A 22,416-nucleotide genomic window follows, 5' to 3' on the forward strand; every position below is an offset into this window, starting at 1 on the left:
TCGCAAAGCGCCCGATCAAAAAGGGGCTTGCCGCCCGATACTCAAAAATCGGTCGCGAGGGTGATCGCAGGGCCGCTTGCCGGGCGTGCATTGCCGGCGATGCGGACGCGCCATTCCGCCGAGAGGCTGAGCCCCGGCCGGGCCCATGGCAGCCGGGCACGGAGTTGCGGCCCGATGTCCAGACGCCGTGCACCGGGCTGGACGCTGCCGGAGAGCGCGCCGCCGACCGCCAGCGCGAGCCCCCGTCCGGGCGGAAACAGCCGGTAAGAGAGGGCAGCCTTGCCGTCCGCAAAGCCATCGCTGCCGGGCAAGCCGACAAATCCGGCCTGCGCATAGCCGTCCGCCTCGACGCGCGGCAGGATCTGGGTGGCGTTGAGGCCGCCGGCCGCCAGCAGGGCGAACCCGTTGCGACCGCCTGTCCCCAGACGCTGGCGGCGTTCCACCATCAGCGAGACTGGCAACGCAGCGGGCAGTCCGGCCGGGCGCCAGGCGAGGCCGAATGCTCCCTCCTCCGCGAACGGCCGTTCGATCGCGCGGCTGGCCCGTCCATAGAGGCTGAACACGCCCATCTCGCTGCTGCTGACGCGATAATCGAGCCGGACGCCCATTTGCGAGCCGCCGAGCAGCGGCGCAAAAGCGCGCAAGCCGCCGGCATCGGGGCGCCAGAACAGCCATGCCTGGCCGGACAAGCGGCCGCTCTTGCGCGCTTCTCGCAGGGTGCCGATCGACGGCTCGCCCAGCACGGTCCCTTGCGAAAGCGTCGCTGCCGAAGTCGGCGCATTGCGCGGAGCGTCCGACCTTGGCTGTGGCATGTCCGTTTGTGGAGCCTGCGCCCAAAGCGCGACGGGCATCCGGTATGAGGGCACGGCATGGTGAGGCCGCGCCGCACTGCCTGCCGGTCGGCCGGCGACAGCGGGGGCATCGCCCGACAATCCCGCGATGCGCTGCCCGTCGCTATCGTCAGCCCGGCCCCCGCCGGCCGGCGCCTCCGCCGCAGGCAAGGCCGCAACGTCCGTCGCCCCGCGCTCGCCTCCCGCCATCACGGGCCAGCCCAGCATCACGCCGCGCACGCAGACCCAGCAGCCCAGGACCGCGCCCAGGAACCGCAGCGGCCGCCCGCCACCGGCGCTCATGCCGGGGCTCCCGTGGCCGCGTCCGGGAAGCGGTGCCGCGTCTTGTCCCACACCAGCGCGCGTCCGCGAAGATGCCGCACATAGATCGAAATGGCGCGCCCAGCGGCGAGAATGGCGACGATATTGCCAGTGATCGTGCGGGGCACGGAGAGGAGCGCTTGACCCCAGCCATAGGCTCGCCAGACGAACAGCATGCGCATGATGAGCCGCCAGGCGAGCAGCACTGCTGTCGCGCGCATCAACCAGGGCAAGGGCTCGGGCCAGACCATTGGTGGCAGGCCCATCAGGCTGCGCGTGATGTGGATGAACAGGGCCAGCCCCAGCCCGGCATAAGCCGCGACCAGGACGATCGCTGCCAGCGCCGCGCGTCGATCGCGCAGGCGCATCCAGCGCTCGCGCCAGGGGCCAGACCAGCCGAGCCGATCCCAGCCGGCCAAGGCGATGCCCACCGTCCAGCGCGCCTTTTGCCGGACGGCGGCGCCCCAGCTATCCGGGAAATATTCGCGCGTGGCGATCAGCTCGCCCCTGGCGTCGCGCATCCGCACCAATATGCCGCGCCCGCCGGCATCGCCGATGCGCAGGCCGAGCTCATAATCCTCGGTGAGGCTGGCCTCATCGAATGGCCGCCCGCCCCGCTCCATCGCCACGGCGGCGAGCGCATCGCGGCTGAACCCGCAGCCGACGCCGGCCGAGGGCATGGCTGCGCCCAGCGCTTCCCGCACCGTCAGCGAGGCGCCATGCGCGACCGCGAATTCATCGAGATAATGGCCCGCAACCCATTGCGAGCGCGCCGATTTGAGCGGCAGGACCGGGAGCTGGACGAGCGCGAAGCGCGGCGCGAGATAGCCGATCACCCGCAGCGCATCGGGATGCACGACATCCTCGGCATCGTGCAGCACCACCGTGAGCACGCGGCGCCCCTGCTCGGCTTCCCAGCGCTGCATGGCCACCCACAGCTGGTTCAGGCAATCGGCCTTGGTGGTGGGACCGGGCCGTTCATTGACCACCAAGGTCACGCGCCCGCCGCCCCGCTCGGTGATCAGCGTGCAGACCGCCCACAAGGTCGCCGGATCATTGGGATAGGCGCCAACGAAAATCTGCACATCCTCGCCGGCCCATTTGTCGAGGCAGCCGGTGAGCATGGGACGGATCACGTCCGACTCGTCCCAGGCGGGAATGAACACCGCGATCGGCCCGGCAGAGCCAGCGGGCGGCAAATCCCGGGATGTCATCCGCGCCACCCGGCTGTAGACGGTCAGCGACCGCCAGCCGCGCCGCGCCAGATAGATGAGGTCGATGGCCAGATCGTCCAGCCCACCGATGATAAGCCCCAAAGCGGCAAACAAGAGAAGCTCGCTGCACAGCAGCTCGCTCAAAGCGAGTGTCCCACCCATCTTCCCCCCCGAGTCGACACCGCGTTCCCCCTGCGCTGCCGAGCGATTTATTGAGCATAATGAGGGACCTGGAGCAATGATGCTTTTCGCGGCGTTAACGTTTCCGCGGTTCATCCTGGCCATTGCCGGTTTGACCTGATCCCGCCCGGCCTCTAGCGACAGGCCATGAGCTGTTGCGCGCCCGCCCCCGACCAGCCGCACATTTGCGGGAGCGCGCCCGCGTGACGCGGGGCAAGCGTGTGCCAGTCGGCTTGCTGGGCGGATCGTTCAACCCCGCCCATGGCGGCCATCGTGCCATCTCGTTGTTCGCGCACGCCGCGCTAGGCCTCAATGAGGTCTGGTGGCTGGTCTCGCCGGGCAATCCGCTCAAGCCACGCGCCGGCATGGCATCGCTGAACGCGCGCGTCGCCAGCGGCAAGGCGGCCGCCCGCCGCGCGCCCATCCGCGTCACCGCCATCGAGCGGGAGATGCACACTCGCTACACGCTCGACACGCTGCGCCGGCTGACGCGCCGCTACCCGCACCGCCGGTTCATCTGGCTGATGGGCGAGGACAATCTGGCCCAGTTCCACCAGTGGAAGGGCTGGCGCGATATTGCGCGAACAACGGCCATTGCTGTTATCGCCCGACCCGGCTATAGTCGGGCGGCTGTAGGCTCACCGGCCATGGCCTGGTTGCGGCGTTTCGTCCGACCCGCCAGTCAGAGCAAAAGCTGGACGACATGGAGACTGCCGGCGCTCGTGCTTTTGCGCTTTCGCCCCGATCCCAGATCAGCCACGCTGCTTCGGCAGAAGGCGCCTCTTTGGCACCGTAGCTTTGCTGATGTTGCGCCGATCGACGGCGTGACCGGTCGCCGCATCCCACAGGAGTGACATTGCCCGACCCGTTACCCATGCCCGCCCGTCCTGCCCCCGCTGGAGGACTGTCCCAACCCGGCATCGCTGCATCCTCGGATCGCCTCCTGGCGATCGTTCTGGAATCGCTGGACGATGATCAGGCGCAGGAAGTCGTGAGCATTCCGCTTGCCGGCAAGAGCAGCATTGCCGATCACATCGTGATCGCGTCGGGTCGTTCGTCCCGGCAGGTGGCCGCCATTGCCCAGAAGCTGGCCGAGCGGATCAAGCAGACGATGGGCCGCAATGTCCGCATCGAAGGCCTGCCCGTCGCCGACTGGGTGCTGATCGACGCGGGTGACGTGGTCGTCCATGTCTTCCGCCCGGAGGTCCGCAGCTTCTACAATCTCGAGCGCATGTGGGGCTTCTCGGACGCACCGCTGGCCGCCGGCGAGGCCTGATCTCCTTCAAGCGTACCCCGGGGGCCGAATGCTGCTGCACATCGTCGCACGGGGACGCATCGGCCGCTCGCCAGAGGCCGATCTGGTCGAGCGCTACCTCAAGCGTGTGACGCTGCCCACCAAGGTCACCGAACTGCCGGATCGTGGCGGCAAGGCGCCGCCGCCCCTGCCCGCCCAGTCGGTCATGGTGATGCTCGATGAAACCGGCAAGCAGCTGACCTCCATGGCCTTTGCCGAGCAGATCGGCCGCTGGCGGGACGACGGCGTGCGCGAGTGCCGCTTCATGATCGGCGCGGCGGACGGGTTCGAGACCGCAGACCGGGCCAGCGCCGATCTGCTGATCGCGTTCGGGGCGATGACCTGGCCGCACATGATGGCGCGGGCGATGCTGGCCGAACAGCTCTGGCGCGCCACCAGCATCCTCGCCAACCACCCCTATCACCGGGAGGGATGAGGCGTGGTGGCGGCGACCTGGACCCGACTGCCCCGGCCAATGGCCTCGCGGCCGTCCCTGCCTGTCATGCTGGCCACCGCTGCCCTGCTCGTCACCGCCATCGCGGCACCGCTGGCTCTCTCTGCCCAGCGCAATCCGGCGCCGCAGGCCGCTCAGGCGGAGATCGCCCGACAGCAGGCCGCGCTGGCTCGCGCCCGCGCGCAGGGCGAGGAAGCCCGCAAGCGTGGCGAAGCCCTGGAAGCCCGTGCCCGCGCCTCCTCCGCCGCAGCCGACAAAACCCGCAACGAAATCGCGGCGCTCGCCGCCCGCATCCAGCAGAGCGAGGCAGATCTACGCGCGGGCGAGGCACGCATGGCGATCATTATCACGCGCCAGCGCGAGCAGCGGCGCCAGCTCGCCACCCGCCAGCAGCCGATCGTGCGACTAACCGCTGCCCTGCAGCAACTGGCCCGGCGCTCGCCCGTGCTTGCACTGGTCGCGCCCGGCACGATCAGCGAGGCAGTGCATCGCCGCATCGCGCTCGCGCAGATATTGCCGACCATCACCGCCTCCACGCAGGATCTGCGGGGCGCCATTGCGCGCAGTGCCGATCTGCAGCGCAGCGCGCAGGCGGCGGCGCAGTCCCTCGTCCGCACCCGCGCCGGGCTGAAAACGCAGCAGGCCGCGCTCAGCACGCTTGAGCAGCGCCAGCGCGGCGCTTCCCGGCAGTTGCGCGCAGAGGCCAGCCTGCAGACCGAGCGCGCCCTCGCCATGGGCGAGCAGGCCCGCGATATCAGCGATCTGATGGACCGGATCGGCGATGCGGCACAGGTGCAGGAGGCGTTGCTGCGCCTGCCCGGCCCGATGCCGCGGCCGGCCCGTCCGCAAAACAGCGCCGCACCGGCACCCGAGCGGCCGAGCGTCGCCGCAGGCCAGACCCCGGCCCCGCCCTATCGCCTGCCTGCCATCGGCGACATCGTCACCGGCTTCGGGGAATTGAGCGCAGGCGGCGTGCGCGCGCGGGGCATCACCATGGCGACCGCAGCCGGGGCAGCGGTCATCGCGCCGGCCGCGGGACGAGTCGCCTTTGCCGGGCCGTTTCGCGGCTATGGCAAGATCGTCATCCTGGAGCATCGCGGCGGCTGGACGAGCCTGCTGGCCGGCCTCGACCGGCTGAGCGTGGCGCCGGGAGACTCATTGCGTCAGGGCGACCCGGTCGGCGCGACCGGCAGCGACCCGGCTCAACTCATCATCGAGCTGCGCCAGCAGGACCGCGCTGTCGATATTGCTTCCCTTGTCCGCTAGCCCCGTTCAGCAGCGCGTAACGCTATCTTCGCTACGCTGGCGTGCGACCTAGGCAGAACCGTTGTTCCTGCTATAGATCAGGACAGCATTTTTGTCGAAAGCGTCTCCATGGCCAATGCCCGCCGCACCCTGTTTCTCCGTTCCGCCGCGATCCTATGCGCCATCGCGCTCATTCCCGCGTCGACCTCTGCCGTCACGGAGACCGAGGGTGAGACTTACAAACAGCTCGATCTGTTCATGGACGTGTTCCAGCGGGTGCGCGCCAATTATGTCGAGCAGGTCGATGATGCGACGCTGATCAAGGGCGCCATCGAGGGGATGCTCTCCAGTCTCGATCCGCACAGCGCCTATCTGGATGTCCGCTCCTTCGAGAATCTGCGTACCCAGACCGAGGGCAGCTATGGCGGCCTCGGCCTCTCCGTCACGATGGACGAAGGCGTGGTGAAGGTGATCGCGCCGACCGACGATACCCCCGCCGCGCGCGCGGGCATCAAGGCCGGCGACTATATCACGCATATCGACGGCAAGCTGATTTATGGCGGCACGCTCGATGAAGCAGTCGAGAAGATGCGCGGCGCGCCGAACACCAAGGTGAAGCTCACCATCGCCCGCGAAGGCCGCACCGAGCCGTTCGACGTGGAACTGACGCGCGCGATCATCGATATCAAGCCGGTCAAATGGCAGGTGAAGGGTGATGTCGGCGTCATCAAGATCGTCAGCTTCTCCGCCGACACCGGCGCTGACGTGCAGAGCGCCATTCGCGGCATCGACAAGTCGCTCGGCCACAAGCCGATCGGCTATGTGCTGGATCTGCGTTCCAACCCCGGCGGGCTGCTGGATGAAGCGGTGCGCGTCTCCGACGCCTTCCTCGAGCGCGGCGAGATCGTCTCGCAGCGCGGCCGCCAGCGCGGCGACACCCGGCCTTATTATGCCCGGCCCGGCGATGATGCGCAGGGCCTGCCCGTCGTCGTGCTGATCGATGCGGGGTCGGCTTCCGCCTCCGAGATCGTGGCCGGCGCCCTGCAGGACCAGAAGCGCGCACTCATCATGGGCGAGCGCAGCTTCGGCAAGGGCAGCGTGCAGACGCTGCTGCCGCTCTCGCAGGATACCGCGCTGCGGCTCACCACGGCGCGCTATTACACGCCATCGGGCCGCTCGGTGCAGGAAGGCGGCATCGAGCCGGACATTCTGGTGCCGCAGCTCTCCGACCCGGATTACGCCAAGCGGCCGAAATATCGCGAAAGCGACCTGCGCCGTCACCTCATCAACGAGGCCAAGCTGGATCGCTCGGAGCTGGAGGCGGACAGCAACCCCGATCCGCGCTTCACCGCGACGGCGGAGGATCTCAAGAAGCAGGGGGTTGAGGACTTCCAGCTCCATTACGCGCTGCAGACCCTCGGCCGCCTGAACGGGACGCCGCAAATGGCGGCAGCCCCGGCGACGAAGGCACGGCGGTAAGCAGACCGATGTCGCGTGACGCCTCCCTGTCGCTCGCCCGGTTCGTGGCGGTGATGCTGCCGACCCTGTTGCTGGGCGGCGCGCTGCTCTCGCAGCATGTCGGCGGGCTGTTTCCGTGCGAAATGTGCATGTGGCAGCGCTGGCCGCATCTGGGCGCGATCATCGCTGCCCTTGCCGCGATTGCCCTGCGCCGTACCGCGCCGATGAGCGCGATGTTCACCATGCTCGCGGCGCTGGCCATCGCGACCAGCGGCGCCATCGGCGCATTTCACGCCGGTGTCGAATATGGCTGGTGGCAGGGCCTGACCAGTTGCACGGCGACCATGGACACATCCTCGGGCCAGTCGATGCTGGATTCGATCATGTCGGCCACGCTGGTGCGCTGCGATGTCGCGCCTTGGTCGATGTTCGGCATCTCGCTCGCTGGCTATAATGCGATCCTCTCGCTGGGCGGGGCGCTGCTGATCCTTGTTCTGGTCCTCAAATGGAGCCGGTCATGACCGACAGCGCGCGCGTCTCGCCCCGTCCCGGCCAGCGCCGTGCTGATCGCGCCTCGATGCTGCGGGTCGATCAGGCCGGCGAATATGGCGCGGTGCGGATTTATGCCGGCCAGCTCGCCGTGCTGGGCGACCGTCATCCGATCAGCCGCGAGATTGCCGGTATGGCGGCGCAGGAAGAGCGGCACCGCGCGCATTTCGACGCGATGATGGTGGAACGCGGCGTGCGCCCCACGCTGATGCAGCCCTTCTGGCATGTCGCCGGCTTCGCGCTCGGCGCCGCGACCGCGCTCATCGGCCCGCGCGCGGCGATGGCCTGCACCGCCGCCATCGAGACCGAGATCGACGATCATTACGGGCAGCAGCTCAAGGAGATCGGCGAGGATGACCCGGCGCTGACCGAAGCGATCACGGACTTCCAGGCCGAAGAAGTCGAGCATCGCGATGCCGCGATTGCCCATGGCGCAGAATCCGCGCCTGCCTATCCCTTGCTTTTCGGGGCAATCCGGCTTGGCTGCCGCGCTGCCATTGCCCTCTCGAAGCGGATTTAAGAAGGAACCTGTCGATGCGTGCCCTCGTCCTTGCACTCCCCCTCAGCCTCGCTCTTGCGGTCCCTGCCTTCGCGCAGGCCGCCCCGGCCGCTCCCGCTGCCGCCGCCGGGCCGGAGGATGTCGCGAAGGTGAAGCAGGTGTTCGTCTATGGCGAAGACCCGTGCCCGGCGAGCGAGGGCGACGAGATCGTCGTCTGTGCGCGGATGCCCGACAATGATCGCTACCGCATCCCCAAGGAACTGCGCACCGATCCCAACAGCCCGGCCGTGCAAAGCTGGGCCAATCGCGCCCGCTCGATCGAATATGTCGGCGCGTCTGGGACCGACAGTTGCTCGCCCACCGGCTCGGCTGGCTTCACCGGCTGCTTCACACAGATCGCGCGCGCGGCGCGCGAGGAGCGCCAGAAAATGCTCGGTTCCGGCACCTGGGCCGATGCCGTCGCCAAGGCGCGCGAGGAGCGGCTCGGCAATCTCGATGCGGAATCCGCACAGATCGAAGCACAGGCCAAGGCCGATGAGGAGGCCGCGCGGCTCAAGGCGCAGCGTGAGGCGCAGCAGCAGGGCCCGACCGTTACGCCCTGATCGCGCGAGGCGTTACAGGAAATATTGCAGCTTCACCGCCGTCCGCTTCGCCGCGCCGGGGGTGACGGTGAGGACGACGGACTCAAAGCCCGGCGCGCCGAAGCGCAGCCGGGGGTTGCGCGAAAAGCCGACCCCCTCGCGCGGGATGCCCAGCATCGTGTCCAGCCGGCTGTTGCTGTTCTCATCGTGGAAGACGAGCAGCGCATAGTCGCCGGGCGGCACGCGTGCGAACAGAAGTTCGGCATGGTCGCCCGCCGCAACGCTGGCCGTTAGGGCGAGCGGATCCTTCTCGCATTTGGGGAAATGGGAGCGGTCCTTGGTCAGGCAGGCGCGCAACATGCCGCGAGTGGAGCGCAAGCCCTCGAACCGCACGTCGATCTGGCCCGTGGCCGGTGCAAGGCCCGCCGCTGCCGGAACGACCGCATCGGCGGTGCGCACGGTGGCCGCGCCATCTTCACCCAGCGCCAGGGTCGGCGCGCCGAGCGAGAACAGCAGGCCGGTCAGCATCAGCGGCCGTGCGACACGACGCGCCAGACCATGGTCGGCACCGTCAAAGAACATCATGCAGCATTATCCCTTGCCGGTGCGGGGTCATCATTGTGCGGCATAGCGGCGGAGCTTCCCTCCAGCGTCGGCGCGAACCGGGGAGACAGGCCGCGATCCGTGCCGCACAGCCGGTCCCACACGCGGAAATAGAGGCCGTAATTGCAGCGATATTGCTCATGATGCTTCTCATGGTGAGACGCGGTGATCAGCCAGCGCCCGGCCGGGCCGTTGACCAGCCAGCGCGGGAACATCTCCCAGCCCATATGATTGGTGACGCCCATGACAGTCATCACCGTTAGCACCACCCCCAGTGCCGCAACATGAATGGGGATGACGAAGACGAGGAACGGGATGACGACCGCGCCGGTCACCGCTTCCCACGGATGGAAGCTCATCGCCGCCCAGGCCGTGGGCGGCCGGCTGGCGTGATGCACGGCATGGGCGACGCGAAACCAGGCCGGACGGTGCAGTAGCCGGTGCGTCCAGTAGAACCAGCTATCGTGCGCAGCGAGATAGAGCAGCACGGAGATCGGCAGATACCAGAGCGGATAGGCATCGACATCGGTGTAGATCAGCGTCCAGCCGTGGCTCTGCCATCCCCAAGCGACGATCCCTGCGGGCAGGCCGAAGATCAGCGCCGAAAGGAGCGACCAGCGGATCTCCGCACCGATCTGCCGGCGCAGCCCGGCATAATGGCCGGGGCGCGTCATCCGGGTCGCCAGCGCGAACCCGCCACTGGAAAGCAGGTAACGCACCGCGATGATGCCGGACATCGCCAGAATGGACGCAAGGATCAGCATCGCGGGCTGCATGGCGATGCTATAGGGAGCCCCGCCCGCGAGGGAAACGATAATCGGTAAAGCGTTCGCGCCGGTCGCTCGCCCAGGGCAGAGATAAGTTCCCCCGCCCCTTCGGGCATCGTTCACCCATCACTGGCCGATAGCCAAGCGCCTCCCCCTCGGCTAGGGCTGCACGGATGACAGGCGCACGACCTATCGATCTGGCCATTGTCGGCGGCGGCCTTGCCGGCAGCCTGATCGCGCTGGCCCTGCGCGCGCGGCGACCTGAGCTGCGCGTCGTGGTGATCGAGGAAGCCGCGCGCGCCGGCGGCAATCAGCTCTGGTCCTGCTTTGCCGAGGATGTCGCGCCCGCCGATCGCTGGCTGATCGAGCCGCTGATCGTGCATGGCTGGGGCGGCTATGACGTGCGCTTCCCGGGTCAGGAGCGGCGCCTGCCGAGCAGCTATGCGACGCTGACCAGCGAGCGGCTGGGGATGCGCCTGCACCGCGCCATGCCGGAGGGTGACCTGCTGTTCGACCGGGCGGCAACCGCACTCACCCCGAACAGCGTCACTTTGGCCGATGGACGCGTGATCGAGGCGCGCGGCGTCATCGATGCGCGCGGGCCGGGCGACATGAGCGCGCTGGAGCTGGGCTATCAGAAATTCGTCGGGGCGAGTTGGCTGTGTCATACCCCCCACGGCCTTGCCGAACCGATCATCATGGACGCGACCGTCGATCAGCAGGACGGCTATCGCTTCGTCTACACCCTGCCCCTCTCCCCCACCGAGCTGTTCATCGAAGACACTTATTATGCCGATGCCCCGGAGCTGGATGAGCCCCTGCTCGCGGCGAGAATTGCGGCTTATGCCCAGGCGCAGGGCTGGGAGGGCGCGGCGCGCGGCCATAGCGAGACCGGCGTGCTGCCCGTGTGCATGGGCGGCGATTTCGCGCGGCTGTGGGAGGCCGAGTCCCCCGGCGTCGCCAAGGCCGGACTGCGCGGCGGCTTTTTCCACGCACTCACCGGCTATTCGCTGCCGGACGCGGTGCGCAACGCGCTCGCCATCGCGGCGATGGACGATCTTTCCGGCCCGGCCCTGCATCAGGCGATGCGCGCGCGCGGCGCCGCGCACTGGCGGGGCCAGGCTTATTACCAGATGCTCTCGCGGCTGCTCTTCCGCGCCGCCGAGCCGCAGGAGCGCTGGCAGGTGCTGGCGCGCTTCTACCGGCTTGACCCATCCCTCATCGCCCGCTTTTATGCCGGGCAGAGCACCCTTTTCGACAAGCTGCGCGTTCTGACCGGGAAGCCTCCTGTTCCCGTCAGCCGAGCCATTTCAGCCCTTGGAGCGACACGCGGATGAAGACAGCCATCGTCATCGGCGCCGGTTTTGCCGGCCTTGCCCTCGGCCTGCGCCTGCAATCGGCGGGCATCGCCACCACCATCGTCGAAGGGCGCGAGCTGCCCGGCGGCCGCGCCTATATGTGGCAGAAGGAGGGCTTCACCTTCGATGCCGGGCCGACTGTCATCACTGACCCGGATTGCCTTGCCCAGCTCTGGCGCTTGACCGGCCATGATATGGCGCAGGACGTGACGCTGCTGCCGGTCAGCCCCTTCTACCGCCTGCACTGGCAGGACGGCACGACCTTCGATTATGGCAATGACGATGCCGCGCTCAACCGCGAGATCGCCAAGCTCGATCCCGCCGACATCGCTGGCTACCAGCGCTTCCTCGCCTATAGCGCCGAGGTCTATCGCGAGGGCTATGAGAAGCTGGGGCATGTCGCCTTCCTCGACTTCAAGTCGATGCTCAAGGCCGCGCCGGACCTCGCCCAGCATCAGGCGTGGCGGTCTGTCTATTCCATGGTTTCGAGCTTCGTGAAGAACGAGAAGCTGCGGCAGGCGCTGAGCTTCCACACGCTGCTGGTCGGCGGCAACCCGATGACGACCAGCGCCATCTACGCGCTGATTCACAAGCTGGAGAAGCAGGGCGGCGTCTGGTTCGCCAAGGGCGGCACCCATGCGCTGGTGCGCGGCATGGTCACGCATTTCGAGCGACTGGGCGGCACGCTGATCCTCGGCGATCCGGTCGCCAAGATCGAGACGGTGGGCGATCGCGCGACCGGCGTGGTGACCCGCTCGGGCCTGCATATCGAGGCCGATGCGGTGGCGAGCAACGCGGACATCATGCACAGCTATGCCGACCTGCTGGCCGACCATCCGCGCGGCCAGCGGCAGGGCGCCAAGCTGTTCCGCAAGCGCTGGAGCCCGAGCCTGTTCGTCGTCCACTTCGGCATCGAGGGGACCTGGCCGGGCATCCCGCACCACATGATCCTGTTCGGCCCGCGCTATAAGGAACTGCTGACCGACATCTTCGACCATGGCGTGCTCTCGCAGGATTTCTCGCTGTACCTGCATCACCCGACCGTCACCGACCCCGATCTGGCGCCGCCGGGCCACTCGACCTTCTACGCGCTGGCGCCGGTGCCGCATCAGGGCAAGCTGCCGGTGGACTGGAACGAGGTGGGGCCGATCCTCACCGGGCGCATTCTCGACGAGATCGAGCGGCGGCTGATCCCGGACATCCGCTCGCGCATCAAGGTGCAGTTCTCCTATGCGCCGAGCGACTTCACCCATGATCTCAACGCGCATCTGGGCAGCGCCTTCAGCCTGGAACCGCTGCTCACCCAGAGCGCCTGGTTCCGCACCCACAATCGCGATGATGTGATCAACAATCTCTATTTTGTCGGCGCCGGCACACATCCGGGCGCTGGCATTCCCGGCGTCGTCGGCTCGGCCCGCGCGACGGCGGCCCTGATGCTCGAGGATCTGGCATGACATCGTTCAATCGGCTGGCCGTCTATTGCGGCTCCGCCACCCCACCCGACCCGATCTACATGGAGACCGCGCGCGCCGTCGGCACCGGGCTGGCCCGACGCGGCATCGGCGTCGTCTATGGTGGCGGCAAGGTGGGGCTGATGGGCGCCATTGCGGATTCCGCGCTGGCCGCCGGCGGCGAAGTGATCGGCGTGATCCCCGAGGCGCTGGTGAATGCCGAGGTCGCCCATCGCGGCCTCACCGAACTGCACGTCGTGCCGGACATGCACAGCCGCAAGGCGCTGTTCACCACGCTTTCCGATGGGTTCGTGACCCTGCCGGGCGGCGTCGGCACGATGGACGAGCTGTGGGAAGCCGTGAGCTGGGCGCAGCTTGGTTATCATGACAAGCCGGTCGGGCTGCTGAACGCCGGCGGCTTCTACGATCAGCTGATCGGCTTCAATCGCCAGATGATCGAAACCGGCTTCATCCGCCCGCCCCACGCCAACATCCTCATCGCCCGCGAGACGCTGGACGACCTGCTCGACGCGATGGCCGCCTACACGCCCCATGAGACGATCTTCGCGATGAAGGTCGACCGGCTTTGAGGGGAAACATGAGCCCCTCCCCTTCAGGGGAGGGGTTGGGGTGGGGAGCGCCCGTGACGCAAGATCCACGCCTTCTGATCCACGCAAAAGCGATGCGGCACGAGGCGACGCCATGCGAGATCATTCTCTGGCGACATCTGAGTCGGTCCCAGCTTGGCGGGCACAAATTTCGTCGGCAGCATGTGCTGGGGCCGTTCATTGTGGATTTCTTTTGCCCCGCCAAAAAGCTGATCGTCGAGGTGGATGGCGATACGCACGATCCGGAAGAAGATGCGCGCAGGGATGCTGCGTTAACCGCGGAAGGTCATCGCGTTCTGCGGTTCACTAACGAAGACGTGCGCACCAATCCGACCGAGGTTCTGGAGGCAATACTGACGCGTTTGAATTCAGCACCAGCCCGTTGGGCAGCGCCGTCCCCCACCCCAACCCCTCCCCTGAAGGGGAGGGGCTAGAATGTTGGAGCAACGCCCTGCCCTCGTCGGTCTTGCGCAGGAGAGCATTGCGCGCGGGTCGAAGAGCTTTCGCACGGCCTCGCGGCTGTTCGACCGGGAGACGCGCGAGCGGGCGTGGTTGCTCTATGGTTGGTGCCGCGCCTGCGATGACATTGCCGACGGGCAGGATCATGGCGGGACCATGCAGGCGACCGGCGACCCGATGGCGCGGCTGGCGGACATCCGCGCGCGGACCGAGCGCGCTTTGGCGGGGCAGGCCGGGCTGGACGATCCTGCCTTCGCCGGCGGGGCGCTGGTCGCAGCGGAATGTGCCATTCCGCACCGCTATATGGACGATCTCATCGAAGGCTTCGCGCTCGATGCGCAGGGCTGGCGACCGCAGACCGAGGACGATCTGCTGCGCTATTGCTACCATGTCGCGGGTGCGGTCGGCTGCATGATGGCCATTGTGATGGGCGTCGCGCCCGATGACGAGTCGACGCTGGACCGCGCTTGCGATCTGGGGCTGGCCTTCCAGCTCGCCAATATCTCCCGCGATGTGGCCGAGGATGCGGCAGGCGGGCGCTGCTATCTGCCCGCGGACTGGCTCATCGAGGCTGGCATCGACCCGGCGGACCCGATGGCGGCGGAGCAGCGCCCGGCCCTCGCGGCGGTCACGGAGCGCGTGGCGGCGATGGCGGCGCGCTATGAGGACAGTGCCCGTCATGGCACCCCGGCGCTGCCATTCCGCTCGGCATGGGCGGTGCTGGCAGCCGCGGGCATTTATGGCGGCATTGCCCGGAAGGTCGCCGCCGACCCGCAGGAGGCGCTGCGTCGGCGCCTGTTCACCAGCAAGGCGGAGAAACTGGGCTGGCTGCTCCGCGCCGGCACGCAGGCTGGTCGGCGCACGAGCCTCTACCCGCCCGCGCCGCGTGATCCATCGCTCTGGAACCGGCCACGCCAGAGCGCGCCCATTTCGCAGGCTTGATCCCGATCAATTTCTGCATGGGCGCGATCTGCTGAAGAGGCAGGCGGGAGGACATGCATGATTCCGTCACGTCACGCTTATTATCGCAACCGCGCCAACGAACATCGCCGTCTGGCGCAAGTCGCCGCGGAGCCCGCACAGCGCCTGATGCACGATCGTCTGGTCGAGGCCTATCTCAGCCTCGCGCGCGAATCGCGGCTGCGGCAGGTCGTGCGGCTCAAGGCCTGAGCGCAGCCGCGCCCAGACAATCCCATCATCCCTGTTTGAGCAGCCTGAGCGCCCGCGCGCGCAGCCGCCCAAGGCCCGCATCGTGCAAGGCGGGAACGGCGCAGAGCATCCCCGTCACATAGGGGTCGGGCTTGTTGAAGATGATGGGTTCGCCCAGCGCATCGGTAACGCGGGCGCCGGCTTCCTGCGCGATGAGAGTCGCGGCCGCCAGATCCCATTCCGCGCCGCGTCGCAGGCCGGCTACCAGATCGGCTTCATTGGCCGCCACCATCGCCATGCGCAGCGCGATGCTGTTGGGCTTGGCGACCATGCGATAATCGATATCGATGCCGCCCAGATGATCGAGCGGCACGCGCGCGCCCGAGAGCGTGGCGTGATCACCCACGGCGAGCCGCTCGGGCTGTGCCCCCGTGCGCTCCCGCCAGGCACCGGCGCCGCGCACCGCCCACCAACGCTCGTTGCGTGCCGGCGCGGTCAGCACCGCGACGGTCGGGACGCCGTCCTCCACCAATGCGACCGAGACCGCCCAGCCCGCCCGGCCCCGCACGAAATCGCGCGTGCCGTCGATCGGATCGATGATCCACGCGCGCCGAGCCTCAGCGCGTCCGGGCGTCTCCGCGCTTTCCTCCGAGAGCCAGGCGGCGTCGGGCAGAAGCGCGCCAAGCTGTGTGCGCAGCAGCGCATCGGCGGCGAGATCGGCTTCGCTCACCGGCTCGCCGGGCCGCTTCTCCCAATGGCCGTGCATGGGCGCGCCGGCTTCCCAGAAACGCATGGCCAGCAGGCCGGCAGCGTCGGCTATGGCCAGAATATCGGCCAGAAGATCCAGAGAGGGGGGCTCACTCCCCGGCAACGGTCATCCCGTCGATGCGCAGGGTGGGCACGTTGATCGCGCGGCGGAAGGTGAGATCGTTCGCAGCGATGATCCGCCCGAACATCTCCTTGAGATTGCCCGCGATGGTGATTTCAGACACGGCGTGGCTCACCGTGCCATTCTCGATCAGGAAGCCGGAGGCGCCCCGACTGTAATCGCCGGTGACGCCGTTGACGCCCTGGCCGATCAGTTCGGTGATGAACACGCCGCGCTTCACGTCCGCAAACAGATCGCGCACGCTGGCCGTGCCGCCTTCCAGATGCACATTGCTCGCGCCGACCCCCGGCGAGCCGCCGCCCCGCGTGGCATGGCCGGTGGGATCGAGCCCGAGCTGGCGGGCCGAGGCGCTGTCGAGCATCCAGCCGGTCAGCACGCCGTCATCAATGAGGCGCCGCCGCCCAGTTGGCAGCCCTTCGCCGTCGAACGGACGCGAGCGCAGGCCCCGCTCGCGCAGCGGATCATCAATGACGCTGAGCCCCTCGGGCAGAATGCGCTGGCCAAGGCTGTCGAGCAGGAACGTCGCCTTGCGGGTGACCGATGGCCCGGCGATGGCGCCGAGCAGATGCCCGATCAGGCTGTTGCCCACGCGCGGATCGAAGATCACTGGCATCGTACCGCTCGGCACCCGGCGCGCATTGAGCCGCGACACCGCGCGCGCGCCGGCGCGCTGGCCGATGCTGTCCGGCCCTTCCAGATCATCGAGATGCCGGGCACTGTGGCTGGCAAAGTCCCGCTGCATCGCGGCGCCCTCACCCGCCAGCACGCTGGCGTAAAGCGAATGGCTGGTTCCGGCATAAGCGCCCGAAAAACCGTGGCTGGTGGCCAGAGCCGCCTGCGCGCGGGAGAAGCCCGCACCGGCGCCTTCGCTGTTGGTGACGCCCAGCACGCTGCGCGCCGAATCTTCCGCCGCCAGCGCCCTCTCGCGCAGTTGGGCCGGCGTCGGCTCCTCATCATCCTCGATATCGAGCGAGGGCAGCCGGCGCCGCATCAGCATCTGCTCGGGCGCGAGGCCCGCATAGGCATCTTCCGGCGCCTCGCGGGCCATGGCCACGGCGCGCTCGACCAGGGTTTCGAGCGTGCGGGGCGTCAGGTCCGATGAAGAGACGCTGGCCGAGCGTTGGCCGACAAACACGCGCAGGCCGAAATGCTCGGACTCGGATTGCTCGACATCCTCCAGCGCGCCCAGCCGCACCGTCACGCCGGACGAGGCATCGCAGCCATAGACGGCGTCGGCCGCATCCGCGCCCGCCTTGCGGGCCGCGGTGACCAGCGACCGGGCGCGATCGAGAGCTTCGTTAAGGCTGAGCATGAAAGACGCGGTCCGAATGATGTCTGATGAAAGGCCGCGCTTTAGCTCCCGCGGCGAGGCGACGCAATGCGGCTGCGTCAGGTGCCTTCCGACCAGCCGCTCCGCTTTGCGACGAACGGAGGACAGCAACATTTTTTATAGGGAACCACCAGGCCTTGCCGATCCTTTTGTTGATAACATCAACCCACAGGAGCATCTCATGGCGACTGAAACATTCACCGACGCGATTGCCCTGCTCAAAGCGGATCATCGCACGGTCGAGGATCTGTTCGAGAAGTTCGAAAAGGCCAATGCGGCCGGCCGCAAGGAATCGCTGGCCCGGGAAATCTGCACCGAACTCAAGATCCACACCATGCTGGAAGAAGAGATCTTCTATCCGGCCTTTCGCGGCAAGATCGAAGATGATCTCATGGATGAGGCCTATGTCGAGCATGACGGCGCCAAGGTGCTGATCAACGAGATCGAGGCCGGCTCTCCGCAGGAAGATTTCTACGATGCCAAGGTGAAGGTGCTCTCGGAAGAGATCGAGCATCACGTCAAGGAGGAGGAACAGCCCTCCAAGGGCATGTTCGCCCAGTGCCGCAAGACCGACGTCGACCTGGTCGAGCTGCGCGACCGGATGCTCGCCCGCAAGAAAGAGCTGCTGGCGCAGGCGAAGAGCGAAGGCCTGCCCCCGGCAGAACCGCGCACGCTCAGCGTTTCGGCCGTCTGACCCGGACGAAACGGCATGTCGGCGGCGTTTTCATTGTTCGAACCTTCCGATAAGGACGCCGCCGCGCCGGCGCCGCACCTCAATGATGCCGAGCGCACCCGCCTCGGCATCATTTTGCCGCGCTTTGGCGGATTGGGCCGAGACGCGGCCTTGCGACAGGCGCAAAGCGAGCAATCCGGCGACTGGATGCTTCGGCACCGCGATTAGGCAGCGGGCGGCTGTTCCGTCTGCCTGCTCTCCAACCAGTAGCGCAGCATGTGATGGGCGACCGCGATGGCGGATGGCGGCAGGAACCTAGCGCCCTCCTCCCCGGCCAGAGCGGCCCTGACATCATCAGTGCTCACCCAGATGGCCTCGGCGATTTCCTCCTCATCCAGCGTCAACGCGTCATCATCGGCCTGCGCGATGCAGGCGACCATGAGCTGGGAGGGGAACGGCCAAGGCTGACTGAACAGATAGTCGACCTGCCCGGTGCGCACGCCGCATTCTTCCCACAGCTCCCGCCGCACCGCTTCCTCGATGGTCTCGCCCGGCTCGACAAAGCCGGCCAGTGCGGAAAAGCGACCGGCAGGAAAGCGCGGATTGCGCCCGATGAGCACCTTGCCGCGATATTCCGCCAGCATGATGACCACCGGATCGGTGCGCGGAAAATGCTCCGCGCTGCACCGGCTGCACCGGCGCGCCCATCCGGCCTTGATCGGATGGGTATCGCCGCCGCAGCGTGCGCAGAAACGGTGGCGATCATGCCAGTCCACCAGGCTGCGCGCCGCCGCATAATGCGCGGCTTCGGCCATGGTGAGCTGCGGGATGATGTCCCACACCTTGGCGGGAAAGCTCGGGGGCTCGACGCTGTGCTCGACAAGCAGCGACACAAAGACCGGCGTGCCATCCTCGCGCAGCCCGAGCAGGGCGTGGTCGGCCAGCACCGCGCCGGGCGTCACCGGCTCGCTGGCGAGCGTCCCGTCTGCCTCGATCACCGGGTCCAGCCCATCGAGTTGCACGATGCGCGCGCGCGGATCGGCCCAGGCCCCGGCCAGCCGGTCGGGGTGCGCGCGCAGCTGATCGGCGCGGTCGAGCGTGCCGCCGGTGAAGGTGATTGCCTGCCGCGCGGGCAGATCAGGCCGGGTCATGATGCGCATTCTCCTGCTCTCTGGCGTCCAGTGCCGCTTGCGCCGCCCGGGCAAAGACGGTGGGCAGCCCCGCATCGGCCAGCGTGTCGAGGGGCCACAATTGGCCCGGCCCCAGGGCGCTGGCAAGCGCGGCAGGGTCAGTCTCATCCTCGATCCGCAGCATGGCCACGCGCAGGTCGAGCGCGAAATGCGTGAACACATGGCGCACCGGCTGGTTGAGCACGCGCCACCCGCCCGCCAGCGGCGCAAGCGGCAGAGCCTCTGGCGCCTCGATCCAGTCGCTGGTGGGGAGCGCGAGCATCCCGCCGAGCAGGCCCTTGTCCGGCCGCCGGACCAGCCACACCGCATCGCCGGCCTCCACCCACCAGGCGGTGCCGCTGCGCGTCGGGCGCGCCTTCTTCGCGGCCTTGAGCGGATAGCGCGCCGGATCGCCCGTCGCCCGCGCGGCACAAAGCTCCGAGAGCGGACAGGCGAGGCAGGCGGGATTGCGCGGGGTGCAAACCGTCGCGCCCAGATCCATCATGGCCTGCGCGAAATCGCCTGCATGATCCTGCGGCGTGATGCGGTCGGCCAGCGCGCGCAGGATCGGCTTTGCGGCCGGCAGCGGCGTCTCCACCGCGAACAGCCGGCTCACCACGCGCTCGACATTGCCATCCACCACGACGGCGCGCTGCTCGAAGGCGATGGCAGCGACGGCCGCCGCCGTATAGGCCCCGACTCCCGGCAGCGCACGCAATCCCGCTTCGTCCGAGGGGAAACGCCCGCCCAGCGCCCCTGCGACATAGCGCGCGCAGGCCAGCAGATTGCGGGCGCGGGCATAATAGCCAAGACCTGCCCAAGCGGCCATCAGATCGCCATCCTCCGCAGCCGCCAGCGCCTCGACCGTGGGCCAGCGCGCCACAAAGCGCTCATAATAAGGCGCGACGGCCGCCACCGTCGTCTGCTGGAGCATGATTTCCGAGAGCCAGACGCGGTACGGGGCCGGCGGGGACGCGCCGGGCGGGCTGCGCCAGGGCAGCGAGCGGGCATGGCGGCGATAATGCGCCAGCAACGCCGGAGCGACCGCCTCTTCCATCCCCCGCGTTGCGATTAATCCATCGACGGCCATGGCGTGCCTATGGCATGGACGCAGCCATGACAGAAGCCACCCCAGATGCGCAGGCGCCCACAAAGGCCAGCCGGGCCAAACGCCCGGCCGCGCGCAAGGCCAATGGGGCCGGCAAGGCCGAGATGCCGCCGCAGGAACGGCCGCGAATCAATGCGCCCCGGGCGATTTCCGATCTCATGCCGGACATTGGCCGGGCCGCCTTCCGCAAGTTCGGCTTCATCCAGTCGAGCATCGTCACGCGCTGGGCCGAGATTGTCGGCAAGCGCTATGCCGAACTGACCAGCCCCGACTCGATCCGCTTCCCGACCGGCAAGCGCTCGGGCGGGACGCTGCAGCTGACGGTCGCCAGCGGCCATGCGCCGATGGTCCAGCATATCGTGCCGGAGATCATCGAGCGGGTGAACCGCTTCTTCGGCTATGAGGCCGTCTCCCGCGTCGCCATCAAGCAGGGCCAGGTCATCCCGCGCGAGCCAGTGCATCGCCCGCCGCCCACGATGCTGCGCCCGATCCCTCAGGAGCTGGGCGAGGGCCTGCGCGAAGTGAGCGACCCGGAATTGCGCACCGTGCTCGAATCAATGGCGCGCAGCTTCTCCAACCCTGTGCGCCCCCCCAAGATCAGCTAAGCCAAATTTCCACCACGGGACCATGCCCATGACCGTTATCTCGCCAGCTTCGTCCGTCTCCCGACAGATCGCCGCACTGGGTGCCCTATGCCTTGCGGCGCTGACGCTTGCCCTCGCCCTGCTGCTGCCAGCCCCCGCCAGTGCGCAGCGCAGCGCGACGCGCGACTGGAGCCAGACCGTAACGCTGGGTGCGAACGGCGCCTTCGTGATCGGCAATCCGGCGGCGCCCACCAAGCTGGTCGAATATCTGAGCTACACCTGCTCGCATTGCGCGGATTTTCAGGCGACCGGAACGCCCGTGCTCAAGGCCCAGTGGATCCGGCGCGGCCTCGTCTCGCTGGAGCTGCGCAATTTCGTGCGCGATCCCTTCGACCTGACGGCGGCGCTGCTCGCACGCTGCGGCGGCGCGACGCGGTTCGTTGGCAATCATGAGGCGATGTTCGCCGATTATCAGGCCTGGATGACTCGCGCGCTGAGCTTTGCCCAGGCGCAGGAAGGCAAGCCGCCGGCCGCCAATCGCGCCGCGCAGTTGACCGCCATTGCCGGGGGCACCGGCCTTGGCCCGCTCCTCGCCAAGCGCGGCCTGACGCCAGCGGCGCAGGGCAAATGCCTGGCCGACGAGGCGATGCTCAAGACGGTGCTCGGACTGACCTCCAGCGCCGGCACCTTCAAGGAATTCACCGGCACGCCCTTCTTCCTGCTCAACGGCAAACCGCTGGAGAACGTGCATACGTGGGACGCGCTGCGCCCCCTTCTGCCGCCATTGCCCGCGTCCGGCAAGTGAGCTAGACCGGCCCGCACAGCCACTTTCCGTCCCCCGATCGATGAGGCCCATCCGTCCCATGAAACGCCTTGCTACCGCCCCGCTCGCCCTCGCTCTGCTGGCTCTCGCTGCCTGCGGCTCTCAGGACAGCAACTCGAGCGCGCCCATCGGCAAGGTGGAGGGCAAGGCCGCCCCGGCGGGAACAACGTGGGCGCAGCAGGTCGTCGCGACGCCCGAGGGCGGCATCCGCATGGGCAACCCGGATGCGCCGATCAAGATCATCGAGTTCGCATCCAACACCTGCCCGCACTGCGCGCACTTCTCCGAGGAATCCAAGGATGTGCTCGAGCGCGATTATGTGAACACGGGCAAGGTGAGCTTCGAGTTCCGCAACTTCGTGATGAACCCGCTGGACATCAGCATGGCGATGCTCGCCCGCTGCACCGGCCCGGAAGCCTTCTTCCCGCTGACCCACCAGTTCTTCACCAACCAGCAGGCGATCATCGAGAAGCTCCAGTCCGCCGGCGAGGACGCTTACAAGAACGCGATGTCGGCGGCGCCGGATCAGCGCTTCCAGCGCATGGCCGAGGCTGCCGGGCTGATCGAGTTCGCCATGGAGCGCGGCGTGCCCGAGGCCAAGGCCCGCCAGTGCCTTGCCGACCCCAAGACCGCCGAAACGCTCGCCGCGAATGTGGAGCGCGACACGGCGCAATATTCCATCACCGGCACGCCGAGCTTCATCATGAACGGCAGCAAGCTCGACAATGTGTCGACCTGGCCGCAGCTCGTCGAGCAGCTGAAGAACGCAGGCGCCTGATTGGCGAGGCTGGGGGGCCATAGCATCGGAGCGGGCGTCGGA

27 protein-coding genes are annotated in these 22,416 nt (G+C 67.9%); 19 read left to right on the top strand and 8 right to left on the bottom strand.

Annotation, left to right across the window (positions count from 1 at the left end; genetic code table 11):
• Positions 1 to 41: 41 nt before the first annotated feature.
• A complete protein-coding gene (locus M2333_RS09485) occupies positions 42 to 1,133 on the bottom strand; it encodes a hypothetical protein (RefSeq protein ID WP_264611591.1) in 1,092 nt (363 codons plus the stop codon).
• Positions 1,130 to 2,527, bottom strand: coding sequence for a glycosyl transferase family protein (locus tag M2333_RS09490; protein WP_264611592.1), 1,398 nt, complete (start codon positions 2,525 to 2,527; stop codon positions 1,130 to 1,132). The genes M2333_RS09485 and M2333_RS09490 overlap by 4 nt, the downstream gene beginning before the upstream one ends.
• Positions 2,528 to 2,748: 221 nt before the next feature.
• On the opposite strand from M2333_RS09490, the gene M2333_RS09495 reads away from it, so the two are divergent.
• The 8 genes from M2333_RS09495 to M2333_RS09530 all read left to right on the top strand — a co-directional run bounded on the left by M2333_RS09495 (position 2,749) and on the right by M2333_RS09530 (position 8,646).
• Positions 2,749 to 3,399 carry a nicotinate-nucleotide adenylyltransferase gene (locus tag M2333_RS09495; protein ID WP_264611593.1) on the top strand — a complete coding sequence of 217 codons (651 nt, stop codon included), beginning with the start codon at positions 2,749 to 2,751 and terminating at the stop codon, positions 3,397 to 3,399.
• Positions 3,400 to 3,419: 20 nt separating this feature from the next.
• Positions 3,420 to 3,821 carry a ribosome silencing factor gene (gene rsfS / locus M2333_RS09500; RefSeq protein WP_264611594.1) on the top strand — a complete coding sequence of 134 codons (402 nt, stop codon included), beginning with the start codon at positions 3,420 to 3,422 and terminating at the stop codon, positions 3,819 to 3,821.
• A 28-nt stretch (positions 3,822 to 3,849) separates the two neighbouring features.
• On the top strand, positions 3,850 to 4,275 hold the full coding sequence (locus tag M2333_RS09505) for a 23S rRNA (pseudouridine(1915)-N(3))-methyltransferase RlmH (RefSeq protein WP_264569638.1): 426 nt from the start codon (positions 3,850 to 3,852) through the stop codon (positions 4,273 to 4,275).
• A 39-nt stretch (positions 4,276 to 4,314) separates the two neighbouring features.
• A complete protein-coding gene (locus tag M2333_RS09510; protein WP_264611595.1) occupies positions 4,315 to 5,559 on the top strand; it encodes a murein hydrolase activator EnvC family protein in 1,245 nt (414 codons plus the stop codon).
• 108 nt (positions 5,560 to 5,667) lie between these two features.
• Positions 5,668 to 7,017, top strand: a complete 1,350-nt coding sequence (locus M2333_RS09515) for a S41 family peptidase (protein WP_264611596.1) — start codon at positions 5,668 to 5,670, stop codon at positions 7,015 to 7,017.
• A gap of 8 nt (positions 7,018 to 7,025) precedes the next feature.
• Entirely contained in the window at positions 7,026 to 7,517 is a 492-nt protein-coding gene (locus tag M2333_RS09520) for a disulfide bond formation protein B (protein WP_264586719.1), read from the top strand.
• A complete protein-coding gene (locus M2333_RS09525) occupies positions 7,514 to 8,065 on the top strand; it encodes a demethoxyubiquinone hydroxylase family protein (protein WP_264576392.1) in 552 nt (183 codons plus the stop codon). Before M2333_RS09520 ends, M2333_RS09525 begins: the two co-directional genes overlap by 4 nt.
• 14 nt (positions 8,066 to 8,079) lie before the next feature.
• Positions 8,080 to 8,646 carry a hypothetical protein gene (locus M2333_RS09530; protein WP_264569633.1) on the top strand — a complete coding sequence of 189 codons (567 nt, stop codon included), beginning with the start codon at positions 8,080 to 8,082 and terminating at the stop codon, positions 8,644 to 8,646.
• A 12-nt stretch (positions 8,647 to 8,658) separates the two neighbouring features.
• Here M2333_RS09530 and M2333_RS09535 read toward each other — a convergent pair whose 3' ends face one another.
• A complete protein-coding gene (locus M2333_RS09535) occupies positions 8,659 to 9,210 on the bottom strand; it encodes a DUF2141 domain-containing protein (protein ID WP_264611597.1) in 552 nt (183 codons plus the stop codon).
• On the bottom strand, positions 9,207 to 10,004 hold the full coding sequence (locus tag M2333_RS09540) for a sterol desaturase family protein (protein ID WP_264611598.1): 798 nt from the start codon (positions 10,002 to 10,004) through the stop codon (positions 9,207 to 9,209). Before M2333_RS09540 ends, M2333_RS09535 begins: the two co-directional genes overlap by 4 nt.
• Before the next feature lie 164 nt (positions 10,005 to 10,168).
• Here M2333_RS09540 and crtY point away from each other — a divergent pair, with 164 nt between their 5' ends.
• The 6 genes from crtY to M2333_RS09570 are packed head-to-tail and all read left to right on the top strand — an operon-like array spanning position 10,169 to position 15,041.
• A complete protein-coding gene (gene crtY, locus M2333_RS09545) occupies positions 10,169 to 11,332 on the top strand; it encodes a lycopene beta-cyclase CrtY (RefSeq protein WP_264611599.1) in 1,164 nt (387 codons plus the stop codon).
• Positions 11,329 to 12,807, top strand: coding sequence for a phytoene desaturase (locus M2333_RS09550; protein ID WP_181558906.1), 1,479 nt, complete (start codon positions 11,329 to 11,331; stop codon positions 12,805 to 12,807). The genes crtY and M2333_RS09550 overlap by 4 nt, the downstream gene beginning before the upstream one ends.
• A complete protein-coding gene (locus M2333_RS09555; RefSeq protein WP_264586714.1) occupies positions 12,804 to 13,394 on the top strand; it encodes a TIGR00730 family Rossman fold protein in 591 nt (196 codons plus the stop codon). Before M2333_RS09550 ends, M2333_RS09555 begins: the two co-directional genes overlap by 4 nt.
• Before the next feature lie 53 nt (positions 13,395 to 13,447).
• Entirely contained in the window at positions 13,448 to 13,846 is a 399-nt protein-coding gene (locus M2333_RS09560; protein ID WP_264611600.1) for an endonuclease domain-containing protein, read from the top strand.
• 1 nt (position 13,847) lies between these two features.
• Positions 13,848 to 14,813: a phytoene/squalene synthase family protein gene (locus tag M2333_RS09565; RefSeq protein WP_264611601.1), complete on the top strand. Its 966-nt coding sequence runs from the start codon at positions 13,848 to 13,850 to the stop codon at positions 14,811 to 14,813.
• A gap of 57 nt (positions 14,814 to 14,870) precedes the next feature.
• Positions 14,871 to 15,041 (top strand): hypothetical protein, encoded by a 171-nt coding sequence (locus M2333_RS09570; RefSeq protein ID WP_264569626.1) that lies wholly within the window; start codon positions 14,871 to 14,873, stop codon positions 15,039 to 15,041.
• A gap of 25 nt (positions 15,042 to 15,066) precedes the next feature.
• Here the strand turns inward: M2333_RS09570 and M2333_RS09575 are convergent, their stop codons facing one another.
• A complete protein-coding gene (locus M2333_RS09575; RefSeq protein WP_264611602.1) occupies positions 15,067 to 15,891 on the bottom strand; it encodes a 3'(2'),5'-bisphosphate nucleotidase CysQ in 825 nt (274 codons plus the stop codon).
• Positions 15,878 to 17,221, bottom strand: coding sequence for a TldD/PmbA family protein (locus M2333_RS09580; protein ID WP_264569624.1), 1,344 nt, complete (start codon positions 17,219 to 17,221; stop codon positions 15,878 to 15,880). Before M2333_RS09580 ends, M2333_RS09575 begins: the two co-directional genes overlap by 14 nt.
• A gap of 199 nt (positions 17,222 to 17,420) precedes the next feature.
• Between M2333_RS09580 and M2333_RS09585 the strand changes: the two genes are divergently transcribed.
• Both M2333_RS09585 and M2333_RS09590 read left to right on the top strand, forming a co-directional pair.
• Entirely contained in the window at positions 17,421 to 17,933 is a 513-nt protein-coding gene (locus M2333_RS09585; protein WP_181558900.1) for a hemerythrin domain-containing protein, read from the top strand.
• A gap of 33 nt (positions 17,934 to 17,966) precedes the next feature.
• Positions 17,967 to 18,140 (top strand): hypothetical protein, encoded by a 174-nt coding sequence (locus tag M2333_RS09590; RefSeq protein ID WP_264611603.1) that lies wholly within the window; start codon positions 17,967 to 17,969, stop codon positions 18,138 to 18,140.
• On the opposite strand, the gene nudC is transcribed toward M2333_RS09590, so the two are convergent.
• Both nudC and mutY read right to left on the bottom strand, forming a co-directional pair.
• Positions 18,137 to 19,063, bottom strand: a complete 927-nt coding sequence (gene nudC / locus M2333_RS09595; protein WP_264611604.1) for an NAD(+) diphosphatase — start codon at positions 19,061 to 19,063, stop codon at positions 18,137 to 18,139. The genes M2333_RS09590 and nudC overlap by 4 nt on opposite strands.
• Entirely contained in the window at positions 19,050 to 20,171 is a 1,122-nt protein-coding gene (mutY, locus tag M2333_RS09600) for an A/G-specific adenine glycosylase (protein ID WP_413716487.1), read from the bottom strand. The genes nudC and mutY overlap by 14 nt, the downstream gene beginning before the upstream one ends.
• Positions 20,172 to 20,197: 26 nt before the next feature.
• Here mutY and M2333_RS09605 point away from each other — a divergent pair, with 26 nt between their 5' ends.
• From M2333_RS09605 to M2333_RS09615, 3 genes are read left to right on the top strand one after another with little or no spacing between them, the layout of a single operon-like run.
• On the top strand, positions 20,198 to 20,794 hold the full coding sequence (locus M2333_RS09605) for a DUF721 domain-containing protein (protein WP_413714801.1): 597 nt from the start codon (positions 20,198 to 20,200) through the stop codon (positions 20,792 to 20,794).
• A gap of 28 nt (positions 20,795 to 20,822) precedes the next feature.
• Positions 20,823 to 21,578, top strand: coding sequence for a DsbA family protein (locus tag M2333_RS09610; protein ID WP_264611606.1), 756 nt, complete (start codon positions 20,823 to 20,825; stop codon positions 21,576 to 21,578).
• Between the two features lie 58 nt (positions 21,579 to 21,636).
• The gene (locus tag M2333_RS09615; RefSeq protein ID WP_264569618.1) at positions 21,637 to 22,374 is read left to right on the top strand and encodes a DsbA family protein; all 738 of its coding nucleotides are present in this window, start codon (positions 21,637 to 21,639) and stop codon (positions 22,372 to 22,374) included.
• Positions 22,375 to 22,416: the final 42 nt, after the last annotated feature.

The organism is Sphingobium sp. B11D3B (assembly GCF_025961735.1).
Taxonomy (GTDB): Bacteria; Pseudomonadota; Alphaproteobacteria; order Sphingomonadales; family Sphingomonadaceae; genus Sphingobium.